The organism is Paenibacillus sp. FSL H8-0261 (genome assembly GCF_045040645.1).
Lineage (GTDB): Bacteria > Bacillota > Bacilli > Paenibacillales > Paenibacillaceae > Paenibacillus_AQ.
On the sequence record NZ_CP150297.1, the window covers coordinates 1,183,678 to 1,201,795 of the forward strand.

The window sequence follows — 18,118 nt, forward strand, 5'->3', positions numbered from 1 at the left end:
AGCCTCCTAAGATACGGTTGTTTTACTTTTTGGGCTGCGGCGTTTCGGTTTTGGTGCGATGACTGGAATCGGCCCGGAAGCCTCGTTTTGCTGATCGGCAGGCTCAGCTGCTGCTTTAGACTTGGCTGTTTTTCTTTTGGCAGCCGGAGCCGCTTTAGTTTTTGTTTTCTTAGTATCTGTTAATGAAGGACCCGGATCTGTAGGGATATGCTGTACAGCCTGAATACTGGCCTGCAATGCTGCCATTAGATCAATTACATTGCTTTCCTGTTTGGCAGGAGCGATATGAAATTCCTCGCCTGCGATTTTATGTGAGATTAGATCAAGCATACGCTGGCGATAATCATCGGTATATTTTGCCGGATCAAAAGGCGTGGATAGCTGTGAAATGAGCAGCTTGGCCATATCCAGCTCTTTATCATTCACCGTCCCTGCTTCGGGCAGGCCAGGCACTTGCGAGACCGGTCGCACTTCATCAGGATAAAAAATAGTCTCGATGGCGAGGCAATCCTCCAGCACACGAATAGCAGCAAGACTGCTTTTGGAACGAATCGATATTTTGGCGATGCCAATTTTACCAGTTTGACGCATGGCCTCCATAAGAAGCCGATATGCATTTGTCCCAGCCTGATCCGGAGATAAGTAATAGGTTTTTTGAAAATAAATTGGGTCGATCTCCGTCAGATCAACAAAGTCGAGTATGGTAATGCTTTTGCTGCTTTCGTCGGTCAATTGATCCAGTTCCTCTTTGTCGAATAGAACAAACTTCCCTTTTTCATATTCATAACCCTTGCCGATTTCTTCCCAAGCCACCTCTTTGTCACACACCGGACATTTACGTACATACGACAGTGGGCTGCCGCATTCCTTATGGATATAACGCAGAGAAATGTCCTTGTCTTCCGTAGCGGAGAACATTTTAACCGGAACATGCACTAGCCCGAAGCTGATGGCTCCTTTCCAAACGGTATGCATGAGAAACGCCTCCTGATCTAAGTTATTTGCTTTGGGTTAGTATGAGGCAGGAAAGGCTTTTCTAGCCGGGTGCATTTTTTGTGAAGCATGGGAAAATATAAAATCAGGCTAATAAAGCTGAGGAGGAGAATACTAAGTCATGGAACCGCGTGGAAATGAGTGGATCGATGCGCTGAGTGAACAGGATATTCCAGCGACAGTGGTGGATTGGGACAGCATTATAGCTCCACCGGAAGCAAGTGAGGTCTCGGACTCGGAGAAGCTTGATGCGGAATCAACCCTCGAAGAAACTTCGCCATTAGAATCGTGAGATTTAGGTAAAATAAAGGAGGAGAACAGTGGTGGACGTCAAACGAGCACAGGATATTTATGCTTCTAAAGAGACGGTAAGTGTACATTTGGATGGAGAACCTGTATGGATTGAGCATGTGGATGCACAGAACGGAATGGCTACGGTTCAAGTGAGCTCTCGACCAACGAATACGCATACGGTAGGCGTTGAACGGTTAGAAGAGCAAGATCATTAACAAGGTTTGTTCAAAGAGCTGAGATAAGCTAAATTACACTTTTATAAAAGAGACTCTTTATGCTTATTTTTGCGTAGAGGTCTCTTTTTCTATTGTTGGCATACTGGCATGGGAGATTGAATTGGGACAGTTGTTGCGATGGATGGAGCATACCGATATAATTAATAGTAATGGTTTTTGGCAGGTATATTTTAAAAGGTGGTAGTTGTAGTTGGACAATACAGACGAAACGGTGTTCACTTACCGTTCTTACAGCCTCCAGGATACGGAGTTGCTTGCAGCTGCTCTAGCTACTGCTTCAACGCCAGGGATGATTATCGGCTTGGACGGCGATCTGGGCGCAGGAAAAACAGCATTCTCGCAAGGGTACGCTCGGCATCTCGGCGTAAAGGGGATCGTAAACAGTCCTACTTTTACAATTATTAAAGAGTACGAGGGCCGTTTGCCCCTATACCATATGGATGTATATCGGATTTCGCTTCAGGAAGCGGACGAGCTTGGACTTGATGAGTATTTCTACGGGCAAGGGGTCTGCTTGGTGGAATGGAGCAGTATTATTACGGATTTAATGCCGCCGCGGCATATGCATATATACATGGAAACAGTGGGGCCAGATGAAAGAATGATTACGGTGACCGGAATCGGGGAGCCGTATGGTGAGCTTTGCCGGCAGCTGATCCAGAAGTGGGGTTAAGGAATATGACGAATCAGAATACAGAGCCGCGCAAGCGGCTTTTAGCGCTGGATACATCAACTGCAGTATTAGGCGTGGCAGTTACAGAGAATGGGGAACTACTGCATGAAATAAATGCTTCCGGAGAACGGAATCATTCGGTGCATTTACTCCCGATCATTGAGCAGGCGCTGCAAGCAACAGGAACTACTGCTGCAATGCTGGGCGGGATTTCTGTTGGTGTGGGTCCTGGATCGTATACGGGGACACGTATCGCAGTTACCGCTGCCAAAACGCTGGCATGGGCATGGGATGTCCCAGTTGTCGGTATTTCGAGTCTACATGCAGTGGCGTGGGGCGGATATCAAACAGCCCTCAAGAATAACGTGATGACCAAAGCGTCGGAACAAACTACCGAGAATAACAGCTACGGGCCTGATTGGATCATTCCACTAATGGATGCGCGCCGAGGACAGGTGTATACAGGATTATTCGCAGCTGAGGGAAATAATGCTCCTAGCCGTCTTGAGCCTGATGCCATCCGCCTGATGGCAGATTGGGTGGAGTACTTAGCTGAACGTTTAGGACAGGCTTCAGTCGAAGGCAATAAGCCCGCTGTTCTTTGGTTTGTTGGGGAGACTGCAGTTCATGGCAGTGAGGAATCGCTTCGTCCATTGAAGGATCTTGGTGTTTCTATTGCAGTTCCTTATGAAATGGAAGGTCGCTGGACAGGATTTCTTGGAGAAGCGCGGCTTCAGGTAGAGAAAGATGACATCCATAGCTTGATCCCTAACTATACTCAGATCTCAGAAGCGGAGGCCAATCTGCGGTTAAGCAGAGAAGGGGGCTTAAAGAAACTATGACGGAAGCGGAATCAATGATAGCTCAAGAGGCTGAACTTGTTTTTCGTTTGATGAAGCTAACGGATATTCCTGACATTCTTATCATTGAACGGGAAGCCTTCACGATGCCTTGGACAGAGGAAGCTTTTCGCAACGAGCTGACGCATAATCATTTTGCAAAATATATGGTTATGGAGCTGGCAGGTCATATTATCGGTTATGCCGGTATGTGGGCCATCGTGGATGAGGCGCATGTGACGAATATAGCCCTGCTTGAAGCCTATCGTGGACGTAAATGGGGCGAGCGCCTGCTTGAAGAACTTATGAAGACGGCATCTTATGTGGGGATGAAATCCATTACGCTTGAGGTACGGGTATCGAACGAGGTAGCACAGAATTTATATCGTAAAAAAGGCTTTCGATCTGCTGGCACACGCAAAGGATATTATTCCGATAATCGTGAGGATGCGCTCATTATGTGGGCGGATCTGCCAGAGTACGAGGAGCATGGGAATATGGAAGGAAGCGTGGACTTGAAATGAAGACAGAAACGGGCGCAGCTCAGCCTGTACTAATACTTGCTATTGAGACGAGTTGTGATGAAACGTCGGTCGCTGTAGTCAAAGATGGCTCTGAAGTGTTATCCAACATCATCTCGAGTCAGATTGAGACACATCGCGCCTTCGGCGGCGTAGTACCAGAAGTAGCTTCCCGTAAGCATGTGGAAGTAATTACACTGGTGATAGAAGAAGCACTCGCTACAGCAGGGGTTACACCAGATCAGTTGTCGGCGGTGGCGGTTACACAAGGCCCAGGTTTGGTGGGGGCTTTACTTGTCGGGGTAGTAGCTGCCAAGAGCCTTGCCCTCGCATGGGGTAAGCCGCTAATTGGCACACATCATATTGCAGGGCATATTTATGCTAACCGTTTAGTGGCAGAGTTACAGTATCCATGCATGACACTAGTGGTGTCCGGCGGACATACTGAACTGGTTCATATGGAGCGGGAGGGTGAGTTTCGAATTATCGGACGCACCCGTGATGATGCCGTAGGCGAAGCATATGATAAAGTGGCACGAGCACTAGGATTCCCTTATCCCGGTGGACCTCATGTGGATCGTCTGGCCCGCGAGGCGACTGAGGTTGTACCGTTACCAAGAGTATGGCTGGAGCCGGGTTCTTATGATTTCAGCTTCAGTGGCTTAAAGTCGGCTGTGCTGAACGTTGTGAATCAGAGCAAGATGAAGGGTCTCACACCAGATGTCGCAGGCATTGCCCGCGGGTTCCAAGAATCTGTGGTTGAGGTGCTGGTGGAAAAAGCGGTACGCGCTGTTAAAGCTACTAGCTCCAAGCAGTTATTGCTGTGTGGAGGTGTTGCTGCTAATGCTGGCCTGCGCACGGCTTTGATCTCACGCTGTGAAGCGGAGGGGATTGAGCTTATTATTCCACCTCCGGTATACTGCACGGATAATGCAGCTATGATTGGAGCTGCTGCATACGTGAAGTGGCAGCATGATGGCGGTACTCCGCTGGATATGGTAGCAGACCCTGGATTCTCATTGGAACAATGGTCTGTATCCGCCTATTGACATCATTTGGAGCTAACGAGTATAATCAGTTCAATTATACAAGGAAACGCGATGAGCGGAAGTAGTAAGGATACTCTGGGATAAGAGAGCTGCGGGTAGGTGCGACGCAGTCGAAGGGGACCTGAACTCGTCTGGGAGCGGAACGGTGGAAGCATTACCGGCAATTGTCGCCGGAACGTTCGTACACCGTCTACGGGTAACCTCCGTGAAAGGGTGGTCGAGTATCTAAATACTGGACCGTAAAGTGGATGTTCAATTGGAATCGGCAGTAACTTAACCGGTACAGAGCATCAACAAGAGTGGTACCGCGAAGGTTAACAGCCTGTCGTCTCTTGAATGAGATGGCAGGCTTTTTTGTATGGATTTTGAGTAGTGAGAATGTATATAATACACGCTAAGAACGGGAGTAGTAGGGAATGACGGTGAACAGAGAGCTGCGGGGTGGTGCGACGCAGTCACCGAAAGTCTTGAATCTCGCCCGGGAGCGGAGCGGCGGAAATAAGAGTACGCTGCCTACGGCTGTCCCCGTTATCGGACCTTTCCAGATATCCTGACTCCCTCAGGATGGACCGGGAAGAAGAGCTGGACGCAGCTTAACGGCTTGATTATATGAATAGCCTATGCGTCAAAAAGAGTGGTACCGCGGAGGGGTAACCCGCCGTCTCTTTATTAGAGACGGCGGGTTTTTGCGTTCTTATTGAAGCGACTCGGGTTATGGACTCAGGCGCTATATAAGACGCCAAGAGTGAACCTTCTGCACATTCCAAATTGTGAGAGGATTCATTCGTATCAGCTGCCGGCAGCAGTGGGTGGGGAATTTAGCAGGACCACAAGTCGACGTGTGGATCTGCGCTGAAGCATAGGTTAGGGTAAGGAATCTAATAAGAGGAAAACAGGAGGAATTCAGATGATTATTCCAGTAAAGAAACGTATACAAATTTTCGATACGACTCTGCGAGATGGTGAACAGGCTCCGGGTGCAAGTCTAACCCCAGAGCAAAAAATACTGCTGGCCTATAAGCTTGCGGATCTGGGTGTTGATGTGATGGAGCCTGGATTTCCGATATCGAGCCCTGGTGATTTTGCAGCAGTACAGACGATTTCTCGTAAGGTGCGAAATGTGGAAATTTGCGGTTTTGCACGGGCGGTTAAAGGGGATATTGACGCGGCAGTCCGGGCAACCCAAGATGCTGAACGCCGGCGGATCCACCTGTTCATCTCCTCTTCTGATATTCATTTGCAGCATCAATTGCGTATGAGCAGAGCTGAAGTCGTAGCCAAAGCCCGCGAGATGACGGCTTATGCGCGTCAATTCTCTGATGTCGTTGAATTCACGGCGATGGATGCTGCGCGAACAGGAATCGATGATCTGATTGAAATGATTGAAGCTGTTATTGAGGAAGGCGCTTCTATTATCAATCTGCCCGATACGGTCGGTTACGCATTGCCACATGAATATGGGGAAATGTTCCGACGTGTGCGGCTAGGAGCAAGAGGTGGAGAAACGGTAAGCTACAGTGCCCACTGTCACAATGATTTGGGGCTGGCTGTAGCCAACAGTCTGGCAGCAATTGATGGAGGTGCGACGCAGATCGAAGTCACTGTGAACGGAGTCGGCGAGCGTACCGGGAACTGCGCACTGGAAGAGCTTGTGATGGCGCTCGAAACCCGCGGGGATGCGATTGGAGCAGAAACAGGCATTGTGCTTGATAAGCTGTATGATACTTCGCGGCTGATCAGCGGAGCGATGCATTTTCCAATCGCCTATAACAAACCAGTCGTCGGAAGAAATGCCTTCCAGCATGAGTCAGGGATTCATCAGGATGGTTTGCTGAAGGATCGTAGCACCTATGAGATTATGGACCCAGAGCGGCTGGGTATCCCGCGTAGCATGATCATTCTGGGCAAGCATTCTGGCAGACATGCGCTGAAGGACCGGGCGGCGAAGTACGGTATTACGCTGGAGCCTGCGGAGCTGGATGCACTTTATGAATCGTTTAAAGAGACCGCTGACCGCCAAAAGGTAGTCAGTGATGACCAGTTGCTGCAAATGGTGAGCAGTACAACTGGACAGCAAGCTCAGGTCTATGAACTGGGTGAGGTTCAGGTATTGGCAGGCAGTGCCCAGCGCCGGGTGGCCGCGGTTACGGTTCGCCATTTGAAGTCTGGACAGGAAACTTCTCATACTAGTACTGGAGATGGTCCGCTTGAAGCTATTATCGCTGCTATTGGGCAAGGCATCTCAGAGGATATCGATTTTGCGGGACTTGAGCTGCATTCACTTGGAAGTGGAGAGAACGCCCAGGCGGAAGCGGCTGTTATGGTAGAGTGGGAAGGTCTTAAATTTAGAGGCACAGCTACGCATCAAGATATTATCATGGCAGCAGGGATTGCCTATATTGCAGCCTGTAACGCTGCCCTGCTCTCTACACAAATCGTTTAATATACATCGACCCGCTGTCTGATTTAGAGATAGCGGGTTCTTTTTTAGCTTTTGATGACAGGTTTTAGGTGGGGTTATGTCTTTTGTCAAGTTGTGGACAACGTTATCCACATATTCTCTACGAATTGTGTAAAAAGTGCGTAAAATCAGCAATGTCAGCCCTTTTTAAAATGGCCTTATAACCATTTTTGTTAGCAATGAAACCTTGTGGGAATTGTGGATAATGTGGATAATTCGGTGGATAATAATTCCTGTAATTCGAAAATACCGATTTAACGCATAAAAAAAGCCCCTAAGGGGCTTTTTTAGTAGGGAGTTATACACGAAACCTGTGCATAGAGCTGTGGATAACTCTTTATGAACAAAATAAGAAATATGAAAAAATATTTATGAAGCGGATTTTACATTATTCGTCAGCAAGGATTTCCCATTCGTTAAATAAATCGGTAAGCTGAGTTTTTTTGTTCTTCAGATCCTCTTCATGACCTTGAAGTGCTAAATAATCCTGATAAACTTCAGGTTTAGTCATTTCATTCTCTATAAAAGCGATCGACTCTTCTAGTGAGGCAATGCCTTCCTCTAGCTCAGCAATACGCCGCTTCCGGTTACGCTCTTCACGCTTGGCTTGCTTGTCCGCTTCGAAGGAGGAAACAGCGTTTTTTTCAGGCATTGCAGCGTCCTTGTTGACGTTTTTGGCGGCTAATTCAGCGGCATCTTTCGCAATTTCTTCTAATTCTCGTTTTTTCTCGATATAGTCATCGTAGTTGCCAAGGTATTGATCGATCCCCTCGGGATGAAGCTCAAGCACCCGTTCAGCCATTTTATTGAGAAAATAACGGTCATGAGAAATGAAGAGCAATGTGCCCTCAAAATCAATTAAAGCTGATTCTAGAACCTCACGACTGACTAAATCCAAATGGTTGGTTGGCTCATCTAGGATGAGCATATTTGCGCCGCGCAACATGAGCTTTGATAATGCAACGCGTGCTTTTTCGCCGCCGCTCAGCGCGGATATCTTCTTAAGAACATCTTCACCACTGAAGAGGAAGTTGCCAAGGATCGTACGGATTCTGGCTTCCTCAATCATTGGATATTCACTCCATAGCTCTTCCATTACTGTGTTCTTTGGATTGAGGCGGGTCTGTTCCTGATCATAATAAGCGACCTTTACCTTAGTCCCCCAATTCACAGTTCCAGTTGAAGGCTCGCGGGTTCCGGTCATACACTGCAGCAGTGTAGATTTGCCAATACCATTGGGACCGATGAGTGCAGCAGTTTCTCCCCGGCGCAGTTCGAAAGAAGCGTCCTTGAACAAAGGTGGACCATCATTAAAGGCAACCGCAACATTACGGACTTGCAGCACTTCTTTACCAGACATGAAGTCCGGCTCGAAGGAGAAGCTGGCTTTCTTCAGATCGCCCATCGGTCGATCAATACGGTCCATCTTTTCAAGCGCTTTGCGTCTGCTCTGCGCACGTTTCGTGGTAGATGCTCGCACAATATTTTTTTGAACGAAATCTTCCATTCTTGAGATTTCATCTTGCTGTTTCTCATACTGCTTCATCCGTGCTTCATATTCGGCAGCCTTCAAATCTACATATCGGCTGTAATTGCCTGTATAACGCCGAGATTGATGACGCTCGATCTCTACAATAGTAGTTACAAGCCGATCAAGGAAATAACGGTCATGAGATACGACCAGAATTCCGCCAGCATAACTGCGAAGATAATCCTCAAGCCATGTTAATGTTTCGATATCCAGATGGTTCGTCGGCTCATCCAGCATTAGAAGATCGGGAGCCTGAAGCAAAATGCGGGCTAATGCGAGTCTAGTCTTCTGGCCACCGCTAAGTGTGGAGATAGGTGTATCCGGTGGGAACTCGCCGAAGCCCATGCCGTGCAGGACACTGCGGATTCGTGTATTCATTTCATAACCGCCGTGATCCTTGAACCAATCTGATCGGCGGGCATATCTTTCGAGCAGTTCTTCGTACCGTTTGGGGTCCTCTGCCAGCTTAGGATCGGCAATGCTTACTTCCATCTCTCTTAGCTCAGCCTCGGCTTCGATCAGCGGTGCGAAAACTGCCATCATTTCTTCATGAATGGTTTTGTCAGATTGAAGTCCGCTATTTTGGGCTAAATACCCGATAGTAGTTTCTTTTGATTTATGAATTTGACCGCTGTCATAGGACATTTCACCAGCAAGAATTTGCAGAAAAGTTGATTTGCCGGCACCATTAACACCCACGAGTCCGACACGTTCCTTTTCATTTACCTGAAGGCTTATGCCGTCTAGTACGTTCTGTATACCATATGATTTTGTAATTCCTGTCGCTTGAAGAAGCATAACGATGAAACCTCCACCCTTGCATATTTCGCCTTGGCATTTATACCTCAGCCGTATGAACAACTTATTCTATAGTTTACATGAAAAGCGTTTCCCAAGCGAGAGCTCGATATATCGGAAGTAGAGAATAACGACCTGGCCCAGAAACACAGTCCTATCCACCTTGGCGAACCGGGGAGAAGAGTGGTAAACTGGATTTACAAACAAGGATAAGCTTGGGATAAATATATGGGGGTGGCCGACGATGTCAAGCAAGGAGTCGGTGATCTCCAAAGCAAAGCAACAACTAAGAACTGAGAAGACCATCGCCCGAAACGAGCTCTCCTCGGACCAGAGAAGGGAATTGTCTTTTCTGGTCTGCAAGCATGCATCAGAGTGGCTGAAGACGAAAGACATAGCCTCACTGATGGCCTATGTATCTTTCCGTTCTGAACTCGATACCAACGCGCTTCTTACACAGGCGTGGAAGGACCAGCGTAGGGTACTGCTGCCGCGTGTCATTCCGGCAAGTGGTGCAATGAGTGTCCATATGGTAAACGCTTGGAGTGAGCTTGAGCCGGGGGCGTATGGTATCCATGAACCTATTGTATCCGGCAAAGATTCACAAGAGATTGAAGTTGTTACACTACCGGATGTTGTGTTTGTTCCGGGGCTGGCTTTTGATCTTCAGGGAGGCAGGCTTGGTTACGGCCGAGGATACTATGATCGATTGCGTGCGTCATGGGAGACGGAAGAGTATGCTGCTGCGAAGCCCCCTGTCTGGATCGGGCTAGCCTTTGGTATGCAACTGGTTCCGAAAGTGCCCATGGATGAGCATGATGCCTTTATGGACATGCTGATTACTGAAAATGGCATAGTGCACTGCCGAAAAGGAGAGTGAGTCGTGGAATTGACCCATTTTAACGAGCAGGGAAGAGCTCGTATGGTGGATGTGAGCGAAAAGGAGATTACGAAGCGGACAGCTGTCGCGCGGAGTAAGATCAAGATGGCAACTGAGACGCTTAGTGCCATCAAGGAAGGCAAGATCAGTAAAGGAGACGTACTTGCCGTTGCGCAGATCGCTGGAATTATGGCGGCCAAGAAGACGTCTGACTGGATTCCGATGTGCCATCCGCTCCCACTTACCGGTATTGACATCCGCTTCTCCGATAACAGCGAAGATGAACTTTATATAGAAGCAACAGTCCATACTACCGGAAAGACCGGAGTTGAAATGGAGGCATTGACCGCTGTTTCTGCCTCAGCACTAACGGTGTACGACATGTGCAAGGCTCTTCAGAAGGACATGATTATCGGACCAACGCTCTTAGTATCTAAAAGTGGGGGCAAGAATGGAGATTACGCGCTTGAACCATGATCAGAGCTGACGTTCGATGCGCTGAAGCAAGTGGGCTGCACTGTACAGCCAATTATACATAGAGAGGGAGGACAAACCTATGGCGTGGAAAACAGCAATCCTAACGGCCAGCGATAAAGGGGCCAGGGGCGAACGGGAAGACACGAGCGCCCAGGTTATTCGGGAGCTGGTGGAAGAGGAACTTGGAGGCGAGATCGTTGAATATCGGATCGTGCCCGATGAACAAGATGAGATTATCGCAGCTTTGATAGAACTCACAGATTATTTTCAAGCAGATCTGGTATTGACTACCGGAGGTACGGATTTAGCGATACGTGATGTGACTCCAGAGGCAACCCGGCGTGTAATCGAACGGGAAGTGCCTGGACTTTCTGAGGCGATGCGAAGTACGGTGATGCAAAAAAACCGTGCGGTGATGCTGTTCCGCGGGATATGCGGCATTCGTGGACGCACGTTGATTGTCAACTTACCGGGCACACCGAAGGGTGTTCATGAGAATTTAGCAGCCATTATGGATCAACTACCTGAAGCGTTACTCATGGTAACTGGCCAATACCGCCAATAACATTGTCATATTCTTGTCACGTCACAAGGATAAACTATTTATAGAAGATAGTGGATGTAACTGTGACATAAGTTATGGTATTATTAGATTATCGTAATCGATACCATGATCGGATAGACGGACAAGGAGGAATAATAATGTTTAGTGGAATTGGTACTCCGGGTATTATCTTGTTGGTTATACTGGCACTGCTCCTCTTTGGACCGAATAAACTGCCAGAGTTAGGCCGCGCAGTTGGACGAACCTTCCGTGAATTTAAAGAAGGCGCACGTGAAATCATTGGTGATGGTGATCCGGTGAAGAAGAGCGAAGCTCCTGTGCCGACGGCCCCGCAGACGGTCGCTGCAGATATTCCTCAGGACAAACGCCTGCCGGAATAATAAAAGATTTAACAATGGGGCAATCTCTCAAGTCTAATAGACTTAGGAGATGTCCCTTTTTCAATTTGGTTGCTGCTTTCTGCAGAAACGGGCACAGCTATACATAAAGTCGGTGTGGTGTTTCTATTCTTGTCATGGGATGGTGTCAGGATGTCTCTCGAATCGGAAGAAATGTCGGTGGTGGATCATCTCACCGAGCTGCGTAAACGGATTATTTATGTGCTGATTGTATTTGTTTTGGGATTGGTAGGGGGGCTGTTCTGTGCCAAGCCAATCTACGATTATTTAATTAGTACAGATCTAGCGCAAGGGTTTGTTCTGCATGCGTTCTCATTCTGGGATGGTATCGGAATGTATATGAAGATCGCAATGGCGGTTTCATTAGTCATTTCAGTTCCTTTTATTGCTTATCAGTTGTGGGCGTTTATTAGTCCGGGCTTACGACCGGAAGAGCGTAGTGCAACACTACGTTATGTACCCTATGTTTTTGTTCTTTTTCTAATCGGACTTTCTTTTGCTTATTATGTTGTATTTCCAATGGCGCTTTCATTCACAATCTCTATCACCCGGAGTATGGGACTGGAAGAGACCTACGGAATTGCGCAATATTTCAACTTCATGTTCAGTCTGGTGCTACCTTTAGCGCTGTTGTTTGAGCTACCGCTGTTGGTGATGTTTCTGACCAAACTGAGGGTTCTTAACCCGATACGCTTGCGTAAAATGCGTCGATACGCTTATTTCACGCTTGTCTTTATTGCTGTAGTCATCACTCCCCCGGACTTCATCTCAGACTTTCTGGTGACGATTCCACTGCTTGTGTTGTATGAGTTCAGCGTATTCCTGTCCGCCTTCGTCTATCGCAAACAGCTTGCTGCGGATGCGGCAAGGGAAGCTCAGTACACCAAGAGTGAGGAATGATGATAAGAGGGCTGTCACTAAGTAGATTTTTCTACGAAAGAGACAGTTCTTTTGTTTTAAACCCCCGTTTTTTGAAATGTTCGGGCGTAGGTGGTACAGTTGAGACTACTGATATCATACGCATATTTTCACACCCTGTGGATAGAATGTATAGAGTGTGTGCCTAGGACAACCAGTGAAACGTTATTTTTTACGAAAACAAATGCGAATTTGTGTAAAAGGACTTGAAATCCGGGCTCAAGTTGAGTATCATAAAAATTGTTGTTAGCACTACAAGCTGTCGAGTGCTAATGCTTATGGAAAATATGAGATGGACCAGATATTCATAGCGTCCAATTGATATTTTTCATAAACACCAGAGATTTTGAAGTAAGACAGGTAAGTTCTAAACTATGTTTTGAAGCAAAATAACATAATTTTAAAGGAGGCTATTTTTTCATGATCAAACCTTTAGGTGAACGCGTATTGGTGCTACCGAGCGAGCAGGAGGAAACCACTTCATTCGGGATTGTGCTTCCGGACTCCTCGAAAGAAAAGCCACAAGAAGGAACTATTATTGCAGTAGGTAGCGGAGCTTTGAAAGATGGAGTACGTGTAGCGCTCGAAGTAAAAGAAGGCGACCGTGTTCTTTTCTCTAAATATGCAGGAACAGAAATCAAATACGAAGGTAAAGAATATTTGATTATGAAAGAAAGCGACATTCACGCGATTCTTGACTAAGCGAGAGTCGATTATAAGCTAAATCTAAACTACTTAAAGTAACGTGATATACAAAAAATTCTAGGAGGTAATTACACAATGGCTAAAGAAATTAAATTTAGTGAAGAAGCACGCCGCTCTATGTTGCGCGGTGTAGATGCTTTGGCAAATGCGGTAAAAGTTACACTTGGACCAAAAGGTCGCAACGTGGTACTTGAGAAAAAATTTGGTAGCCCGCTTATCACTAACGATGGTGTAACTATCGCTAAAGAAATCGAACTTGAAGATGCATTCGAGAACATGGGTGCTCAACTGGTTAAAGAAGTTGCTACTAAGACTAACGATGTAGCCGGTGACGGTACTACAACTGCAACGGTTCTGGCACAAGCTATGATCCGTGAAGGTCTGAAGAACGTAACTGCAGGCGCTAACCCAATGGTTATTCGCAAAGGGATCGACAAAGCAGTTCGTGCAGCAGTTGAAGAATTGCAAAAAATCGCTAAGCCAATCGAAGATTCCCAAGCTATCGCTCAAGTAGCTGCTATCTCTGCTGCTGACGAAGAAGTGGGCCAATTGATTGCTGAAGCTATGGAAAAAGTAGGTAAAGACGGTGTTATCACTGTTGAAGAATCCCGTGGATTCGCTACTGAACTTGAAGTCGTAGAAGGTATGCAGTTCGACCGCGGTTACATTTCCCCGTACATGATTACTGATACGGACAAAATGGAAGCTGTTCTGGAGAACCCATACATCTTGATCACTGATAAAAAAATCAGCAGCACTCAAGAAATCCTTCCATTGCTTGAAAAAATCGTTCAACAAGCTAGACCGCTTGTTATTATCGCTGAAGATATCGAAGGCGAAGCACAAGCAATGTTGATCGTGAACAAACTGCGTGGAACATTCAACGCTGTCGCTGTTAAAGCTCCTGGCTTTGGCGACCGTCGCGAAGCTATGCTGCAAGATATCGCTGCCCTGACTGGTGGTCAAGTGATCACTGAGAAGCTCGGTCTTGATCTGAAGAGCACTTCCATTGAACAACTGGGTAACGCACGTCAAGTACGCGTAACTAAAGAAAACACAACAATCGTAGACGGAAGCGGCGACAAAGCGGACATCAATGCTCGTGTAAGTCAAATTCGTGCTCAACTGGAAGAAACAACTTCCGAGTTCGACAAAGAAAAATTGCAAGAGCGTTTGGCTAAATTGGCTGGCGGCGTAGCCGTTGTCAAAGTTGGCGCTGCAACTGAAACTGAATTGAAAGAGCGTAAACTTCGCATCGAAGACGCCCTGAACGCAACTCGCGCTGCGGTTGAAGAAGGTATCGTTTCTGGTGGTGGTACAGCTCTTGTGAACGTATATAATGCTGTTGCTGCTGTAGATGTAACTGGCGACGAGAAAACAGGTGTTAACATCGTGCTTCGCGCGCTCGAAGAACCAGTTCGTACCATTGCAGCTAACGCTGGTCAAGAAGGTTCCGTTATCGTGGATCGCTTGAAAAAAGAAGCTATCGGCATCGGCTACAACGCTGCTACTGGCGAGTGGGTGAACATGTTCGAAGCGGGTATCGTTGACCCTGCTAAAGTAACTCGTTCCGCGCTTCAAAATGCTGCATCCGTAGCTGCTATGTTCTTGACTACTGAAGCAGTAATTGCTGACAAGCCAGAACCAGAAAAACCAGGTATGCCTGATATGGGCGGCATGGGTGGAATGGGCGGCATGATGTAATTAAGGCTGATAAAGCCTTGAAATAGGTTGGATTAGAAGCCTCTCGTGAGTTCATTGAACTCATGAGAGGCTTCTTTTTGTGGCGTACCAAATGCACGCCTAGTTGGTGATAATAAGATAGAGAACAGATAAATTTAAGGAAGTTAAATAAATACACTTGAACGTTCACTACAGTGAATATATAATAAATTCAAGAGGTCAGTGCTGACCTGATTTTTTTGATTAATTATTTAACTTCATTTATTAATTATATTAATAATATAACGAGGAGGACATATGAAATCATTTTTGCCCAATGATATTAAAGATGAGAACAGGAAAATAGTTTTTGATATTTTGCTTCAACATCCTGAACTAGCGAAAGTCGAGATTACAGAAAAAACGGCAATGAGCTTTGTTACTGTGAGCAAGATTGTTACCTTTTTTGAACAGATTGGTTTATTGACTGTTACTGGTGAAAGTCGTGAAGGATCTGGCGGCTTAGGAAGAAAACGTACGGTTTACAGATTTAATGAAAACAGCTATACGACCATCGGAATACAGATTATTGGCAATACGATAACGGCATTACTCATTAATCTGCACAACAAGATATTAGAAACGTATTCGATTGAAACAGACATTCCTTTCTATAGCCAGCAGTTCACTTCGATATTTATAGAGATTGTAGAACATTTGAAGAGTAAAGCGAAGGAAACGGATAGTGTTGTATTGGGGATTGGTATTGGCGTTGATGGTGCGATCAATACAAGAAAGAAAACGATCCGGATGAGAACGCATCACAATAAAGAAAACGACTTTAAGTATGAAACGATTATTGAAACTCTCAAGAGCGAAGTGAACTTGCCCATTCTTCTGGAGAATGATGTGAACGCAGCGACTGTGGCGGAATTTCGGAATCTTGAAAACTCAGATCAAGCACTGACGAGTCTCGTTCATGTTGCTGCAGGTGATGGGGTCGGGGGCGGCTTGATTATTAACAAAGAGCTTCACCGCGGCGTTAATGCAAGTGCGGGTGAGCTGGAGTATATGTGCTTTGATTCAGAATATAAAAGGACTCCATCTTCAGTCGGTTGGCTGGAAAGCAAATTAGCTATTAAGTATTTGTTAAGCACATATGATTTGAATTCAACGAATGACGTAGAAGCTTGCATTGATTATGTTTCGAAGAATCTGGCATTAACGATTACCAATATGATCAGCATCTTGGATATCGACCAGGTCATTATTAGCGGTAAAACGGTAGCGCTGTTTCCGGAACGTATATTGGACCGCACGAAAAGCTATGTCGAGCAATATACGGAGTGGACTCCTCAAATTTCGGTGAGTAAGTTACATCAATCAACAGCAATCGGAGCAGCTATACTTATTCTCCAGCAAGAGATGATAAATGTCATTTCGGAGTAAACAAGAAGGAAGTGAGCAACATGATCAAAATCTTTGAGAATGAAGAGGAAGTAGCAAACGAAATTGCCAGAGAGATGAAAGATCATTTATTTACTGATCAGCATCCCGTGTTCTGCCTGGCTTCAGGGAGTACTCCACAAAAAAGCTATCAGAAATTTTCCAATGATGCGGACCTCCAATTGAAAATCAAGAGGCTTAACATCGTTAGCTTGGATGAGTGGGTTGGTATTGACAAAAGCTCTGAAGGAAGCTGCTATCAGATGTTGAATCAAGATCTGTTCTCGCAGATTTCACTGGATAGCAGACAGATTGTGTTTTTTGATGGAACATCGCCGGATATGAAGCAGGAATGCTTGCGAATTGATCACTTTATCGAGCAACACCCAATTACATTCAGCTTGATGGGCGTAGGTATGAATGGGCATATCGGATTAAATGAACCTGGTAGCCCAGTATTAAATTACAGCAGTGTTGTGGAGCTGTCGGAAACAACAAAGACTGTCGCTCAAAAATATTTTCATGAGCAGACTGAATTAAAGCAAGGCATTACATTAGGTTTGGAACAGATTGCAAGTAGTAAAAGAGTGGTTGTCGTCATAACTGGAGAGCGCAAAGCTGAAATCGTGAAGGAGATTTTCACAAACTCTGACGCACGGCTGCCTGCTCAGCAATTGCTCGGCTATGATCATATAGATTTCTTTTTAGATGCTGCAGCCGCCAAATATATGGATCAGTCATCATAGTTGAGGAGCGTAATATGGGTAACTTCGTTATTGGTGTTGATATTGGAGGTACAAATATAAGGGTTGGATTAGTGAATGAGCACCTTGAACTTGTTCGGAAGGAGTCGGCATTAACAAGAGATTTCCAAAATGCTGACGAAATTTTCAAAACCGTCAAGGAAATGACAGCGAAAGTCGATCATGAACAGCTAGCAAGCAAGATAGGTATTGTATTGCCGATTCCTTGGAATGATCAAACACAGTTTATTCGAGATATAACCAATATCCCTTGCCTAGAGAATGTTAGTATCGAAACTATCAGGGCGTTCTTTCCGAATTATGAAGTGTTTTTTGAGAATGATGTAAACGTGATCACAGTGCTTGAATCGGATCATGGAGCTGCCAAGCCGTATAATCAATCCATTTATATAACGGTTAGTTCAGGAATTGGATGCGGTATCATACTTGATAAGAAAATTATTCAAGGAGCTCATGGATATGCGGGCGAGATCGGAAGCATGATTATTTCCGACAGCAAAAGAAACCATTCAACGTTGTATAACGGCACTTTGGAATCCCTATGCAGCGGCATTGCTCTTGAAGCGGAAAGTAAGTTTTTATATGGCATTGATGCCACGTCGAGTTTGTTGTTTGAAAGATATCATATGGGAGATCGGCAAGCGATTGAAGTGATCGACAGGTGGGTTGAGTACTTTTCCAACGCAATTGTTTCTTTGATGCAAACAATTGATCCAAATATTTTTGTTATCGGAGGAGCGGTCATTCATCACAACCAGTGGCTGATTGATAGAGTGATAGAAAGCGCTAAAAAGAAAGTCCTTCCACATTTAAAAGAGAACATTAAAATCGTGTTGACTGAATTTGGACCTGACGCCGGAATTATTGGTGCTGGCTATAACGTATATAAAAAGGAAAAAGGAGCTTGA

At 45.9% G+C, this 18,118-nt stretch carries 19 protein-coding genes and 1 other annotated feature; of the genes, 17 read left to right on the forward strand and 2 right to left on the reverse strand.

Annotated elements, in window-relative coordinates:
• Positions 1-6 precede the first annotated feature (6 nt).
• A complete protein-coding gene (locus tag MHI27_RS05115; RefSeq protein ID WP_339800844.1) occupies positions 7-975 on the reverse strand; it encodes a Ku protein in 969 nt (322 codons plus the stop codon).
• Positions 976-1,114: 139 nt separating this feature from the next.
• Between MHI27_RS05115 and MHI27_RS05120 the strand changes: the two genes are divergently transcribed.
• From MHI27_RS05120 to MHI27_RS05150, 7 genes are all read left to right on the forward strand, one after another.
• The gene (locus MHI27_RS05120; protein ID WP_405175749.1) at positions 1,115-1,285 is read left to right on the forward strand and encodes a hypothetical protein; all 171 of its coding nucleotides are present in this window, start codon (positions 1,115-1,117) and stop codon (positions 1,283-1,285) included.
• A gap of 31 nt (positions 1,286-1,316) precedes the next feature.
• Positions 1,317-1,502 carry an H-type small acid-soluble spore protein gene (locus tag MHI27_RS05125; RefSeq protein ID WP_405175750.1) on the forward strand — a complete coding sequence of 62 codons (186 nt, stop codon included), beginning with the start codon at positions 1,317-1,319 and terminating at the stop codon, positions 1,500-1,502.
• Between the two features lie 211 nt (positions 1,503-1,713).
• Positions 1,714-2,196 (forward strand): tRNA (adenosine(37)-N6)-threonylcarbamoyltransferase complex ATPase subunit type 1 TsaE, encoded by a 483-nt coding sequence (gene tsaE, locus MHI27_RS05130; protein WP_042185258.1) that lies wholly within the window; start codon positions 1,714-1,716, stop codon positions 2,194-2,196.
• A gap of 5 nt (positions 2,197-2,201) precedes the next feature.
• Positions 2,202-3,038 carry a tRNA (adenosine(37)-N6)-threonylcarbamoyltransferase complex dimerization subunit type 1 TsaB gene (gene tsaB / locus MHI27_RS05135; RefSeq protein ID WP_405175751.1) on the forward strand — a complete coding sequence of 279 codons (837 nt, stop codon included), beginning with the start codon at positions 2,202-2,204 and terminating at the stop codon, positions 3,036-3,038.
• Positions 3,035-3,559: a ribosomal protein S18-alanine N-acetyltransferase gene (rimI, locus tag MHI27_RS05140; RefSeq protein ID WP_042185263.1), complete on the forward strand. Its 525-nt coding sequence runs from the start codon at positions 3,035-3,037 to the stop codon at positions 3,557-3,559. The genes tsaB and rimI overlap by 4 nt, the downstream gene beginning before the upstream one ends.
• Entirely contained in the window at positions 3,556-4,605 is a 1,050-nt protein-coding gene (tsaD, locus tag MHI27_RS05145) for a tRNA (adenosine(37)-N6)-threonylcarbamoyltransferase complex transferase subunit TsaD (protein ID WP_340974327.1), read from the forward strand. The genes rimI and tsaD overlap by 4 nt, the downstream gene beginning before the upstream one ends.
• A 387-nt stretch (positions 4,606-4,992) precedes the next feature.
• Positions 4,993-5,274 (forward strand) — a binding site (T-box leader).
• Between the two features lie 238 nt (positions 5,275-5,512).
• Entirely contained in the window at positions 5,513-7,048 is a 1,536-nt protein-coding gene (locus MHI27_RS05150; RefSeq protein ID WP_042185267.1) for a 2-isopropylmalate synthase, read from the forward strand.
• Between the two features lie 406 nt (positions 7,049-7,454).
• On the opposite strand, the gene abc-f is transcribed toward MHI27_RS05150, so the two are convergent.
• Positions 7,455-9,395, reverse strand: a complete 1,941-nt coding sequence (gene abc-f / locus MHI27_RS05155; RefSeq protein ID WP_405175752.1) for a ribosomal protection-like ABC-F family protein — start codon at positions 9,393-9,395, stop codon at positions 7,455-7,457.
• A gap of 244 nt (positions 9,396-9,639) precedes the next feature.
• Here abc-f and MHI27_RS05160 point away from each other — a divergent pair, with 244 nt between their 5' ends.
• The 10 genes from MHI27_RS05160 to MHI27_RS05205 all read left to right on the forward strand — a co-directional run bounded on the left by MHI27_RS05160 (position 9,640) and on the right by MHI27_RS05205 (position 18,118).
• On the forward strand, positions 9,640-10,275 hold the full coding sequence (locus MHI27_RS05160) for a 5-formyltetrahydrofolate cyclo-ligase (RefSeq protein ID WP_042185271.1): 636 nt from the start codon (positions 9,640-9,642) through the stop codon (positions 10,273-10,275).
• Positions 10,276-10,278: 3 nt separating this feature from the next.
• Complete coding sequence (gene moaC / locus MHI27_RS05165) at positions 10,279-10,752, forward strand: cyclic pyranopterin monophosphate synthase MoaC (RefSeq protein ID WP_042185273.1); 474 nt, start codon at positions 10,279-10,281, stop codon at positions 10,750-10,752.
• Positions 10,753-10,831: 79 nt separating this feature from the next.
• Positions 10,832-11,317: a molybdenum cofactor biosynthesis protein B gene (locus tag MHI27_RS05170; protein WP_020429419.1), complete on the forward strand. Its 486-nt coding sequence runs from the start codon at positions 10,832-10,834 to the stop codon at positions 11,315-11,317.
• A 137-nt stretch (positions 11,318-11,454) separates the two neighbouring features.
• Complete coding sequence (locus MHI27_RS05175) at positions 11,455-11,697, forward strand: twin-arginine translocase TatA/TatE family subunit (RefSeq protein WP_042185275.1); 243 nt, start codon at positions 11,455-11,457, stop codon at positions 11,695-11,697.
• A gap of 150 nt (positions 11,698-11,847) precedes the next feature.
• Entirely contained in the window at positions 11,848-12,615 is a 768-nt protein-coding gene (gene tatC / locus MHI27_RS05180; protein WP_042193366.1) for a twin-arginine translocase subunit TatC, read from the forward strand.
• Positions 12,616-13,053: 438 nt separating this feature from the next.
• On the forward strand, positions 13,054-13,335 hold the full coding sequence (groES, locus tag MHI27_RS05185) for a co-chaperone GroES (RefSeq protein ID WP_036676506.1): 282 nt from the start codon (positions 13,054-13,056) through the stop codon (positions 13,333-13,335).
• A gap of 78 nt (positions 13,336-13,413) precedes the next feature.
• Positions 13,414-15,042: a chaperonin GroEL gene (gene groL / locus MHI27_RS05190; protein ID WP_042185277.1), complete on the forward strand. Its 1,629-nt coding sequence runs from the start codon at positions 13,414-13,416 to the stop codon at positions 15,040-15,042.
• Between the two features lie 276 nt (positions 15,043-15,318).
• The gene (locus MHI27_RS05195; RefSeq protein WP_340974345.1) at positions 15,319-16,449 is read left to right on the forward strand and encodes an ROK family protein; all 1,131 of its coding nucleotides are present in this window, start codon (positions 15,319-15,321) and stop codon (positions 16,447-16,449) included.
• Positions 16,450-16,469: 20 nt separating this feature from the next.
• The gene (locus tag MHI27_RS05200) at positions 16,470-17,192 is read left to right on the forward strand and encodes a 6-phosphogluconolactonase (RefSeq protein WP_076299168.1); all 723 of its coding nucleotides are present in this window, start codon (positions 16,470-16,472) and stop codon (positions 17,190-17,192) included.
• 14 nt (positions 17,193-17,206) lie between these two features.
• Positions 17,207-18,118 carry an ROK family protein gene (locus tag MHI27_RS05205; RefSeq protein ID WP_042185284.1) on the forward strand — a complete coding sequence of 304 codons (912 nt, stop codon included), beginning with the start codon at positions 17,207-17,209 and terminating at the stop codon, positions 18,116-18,118.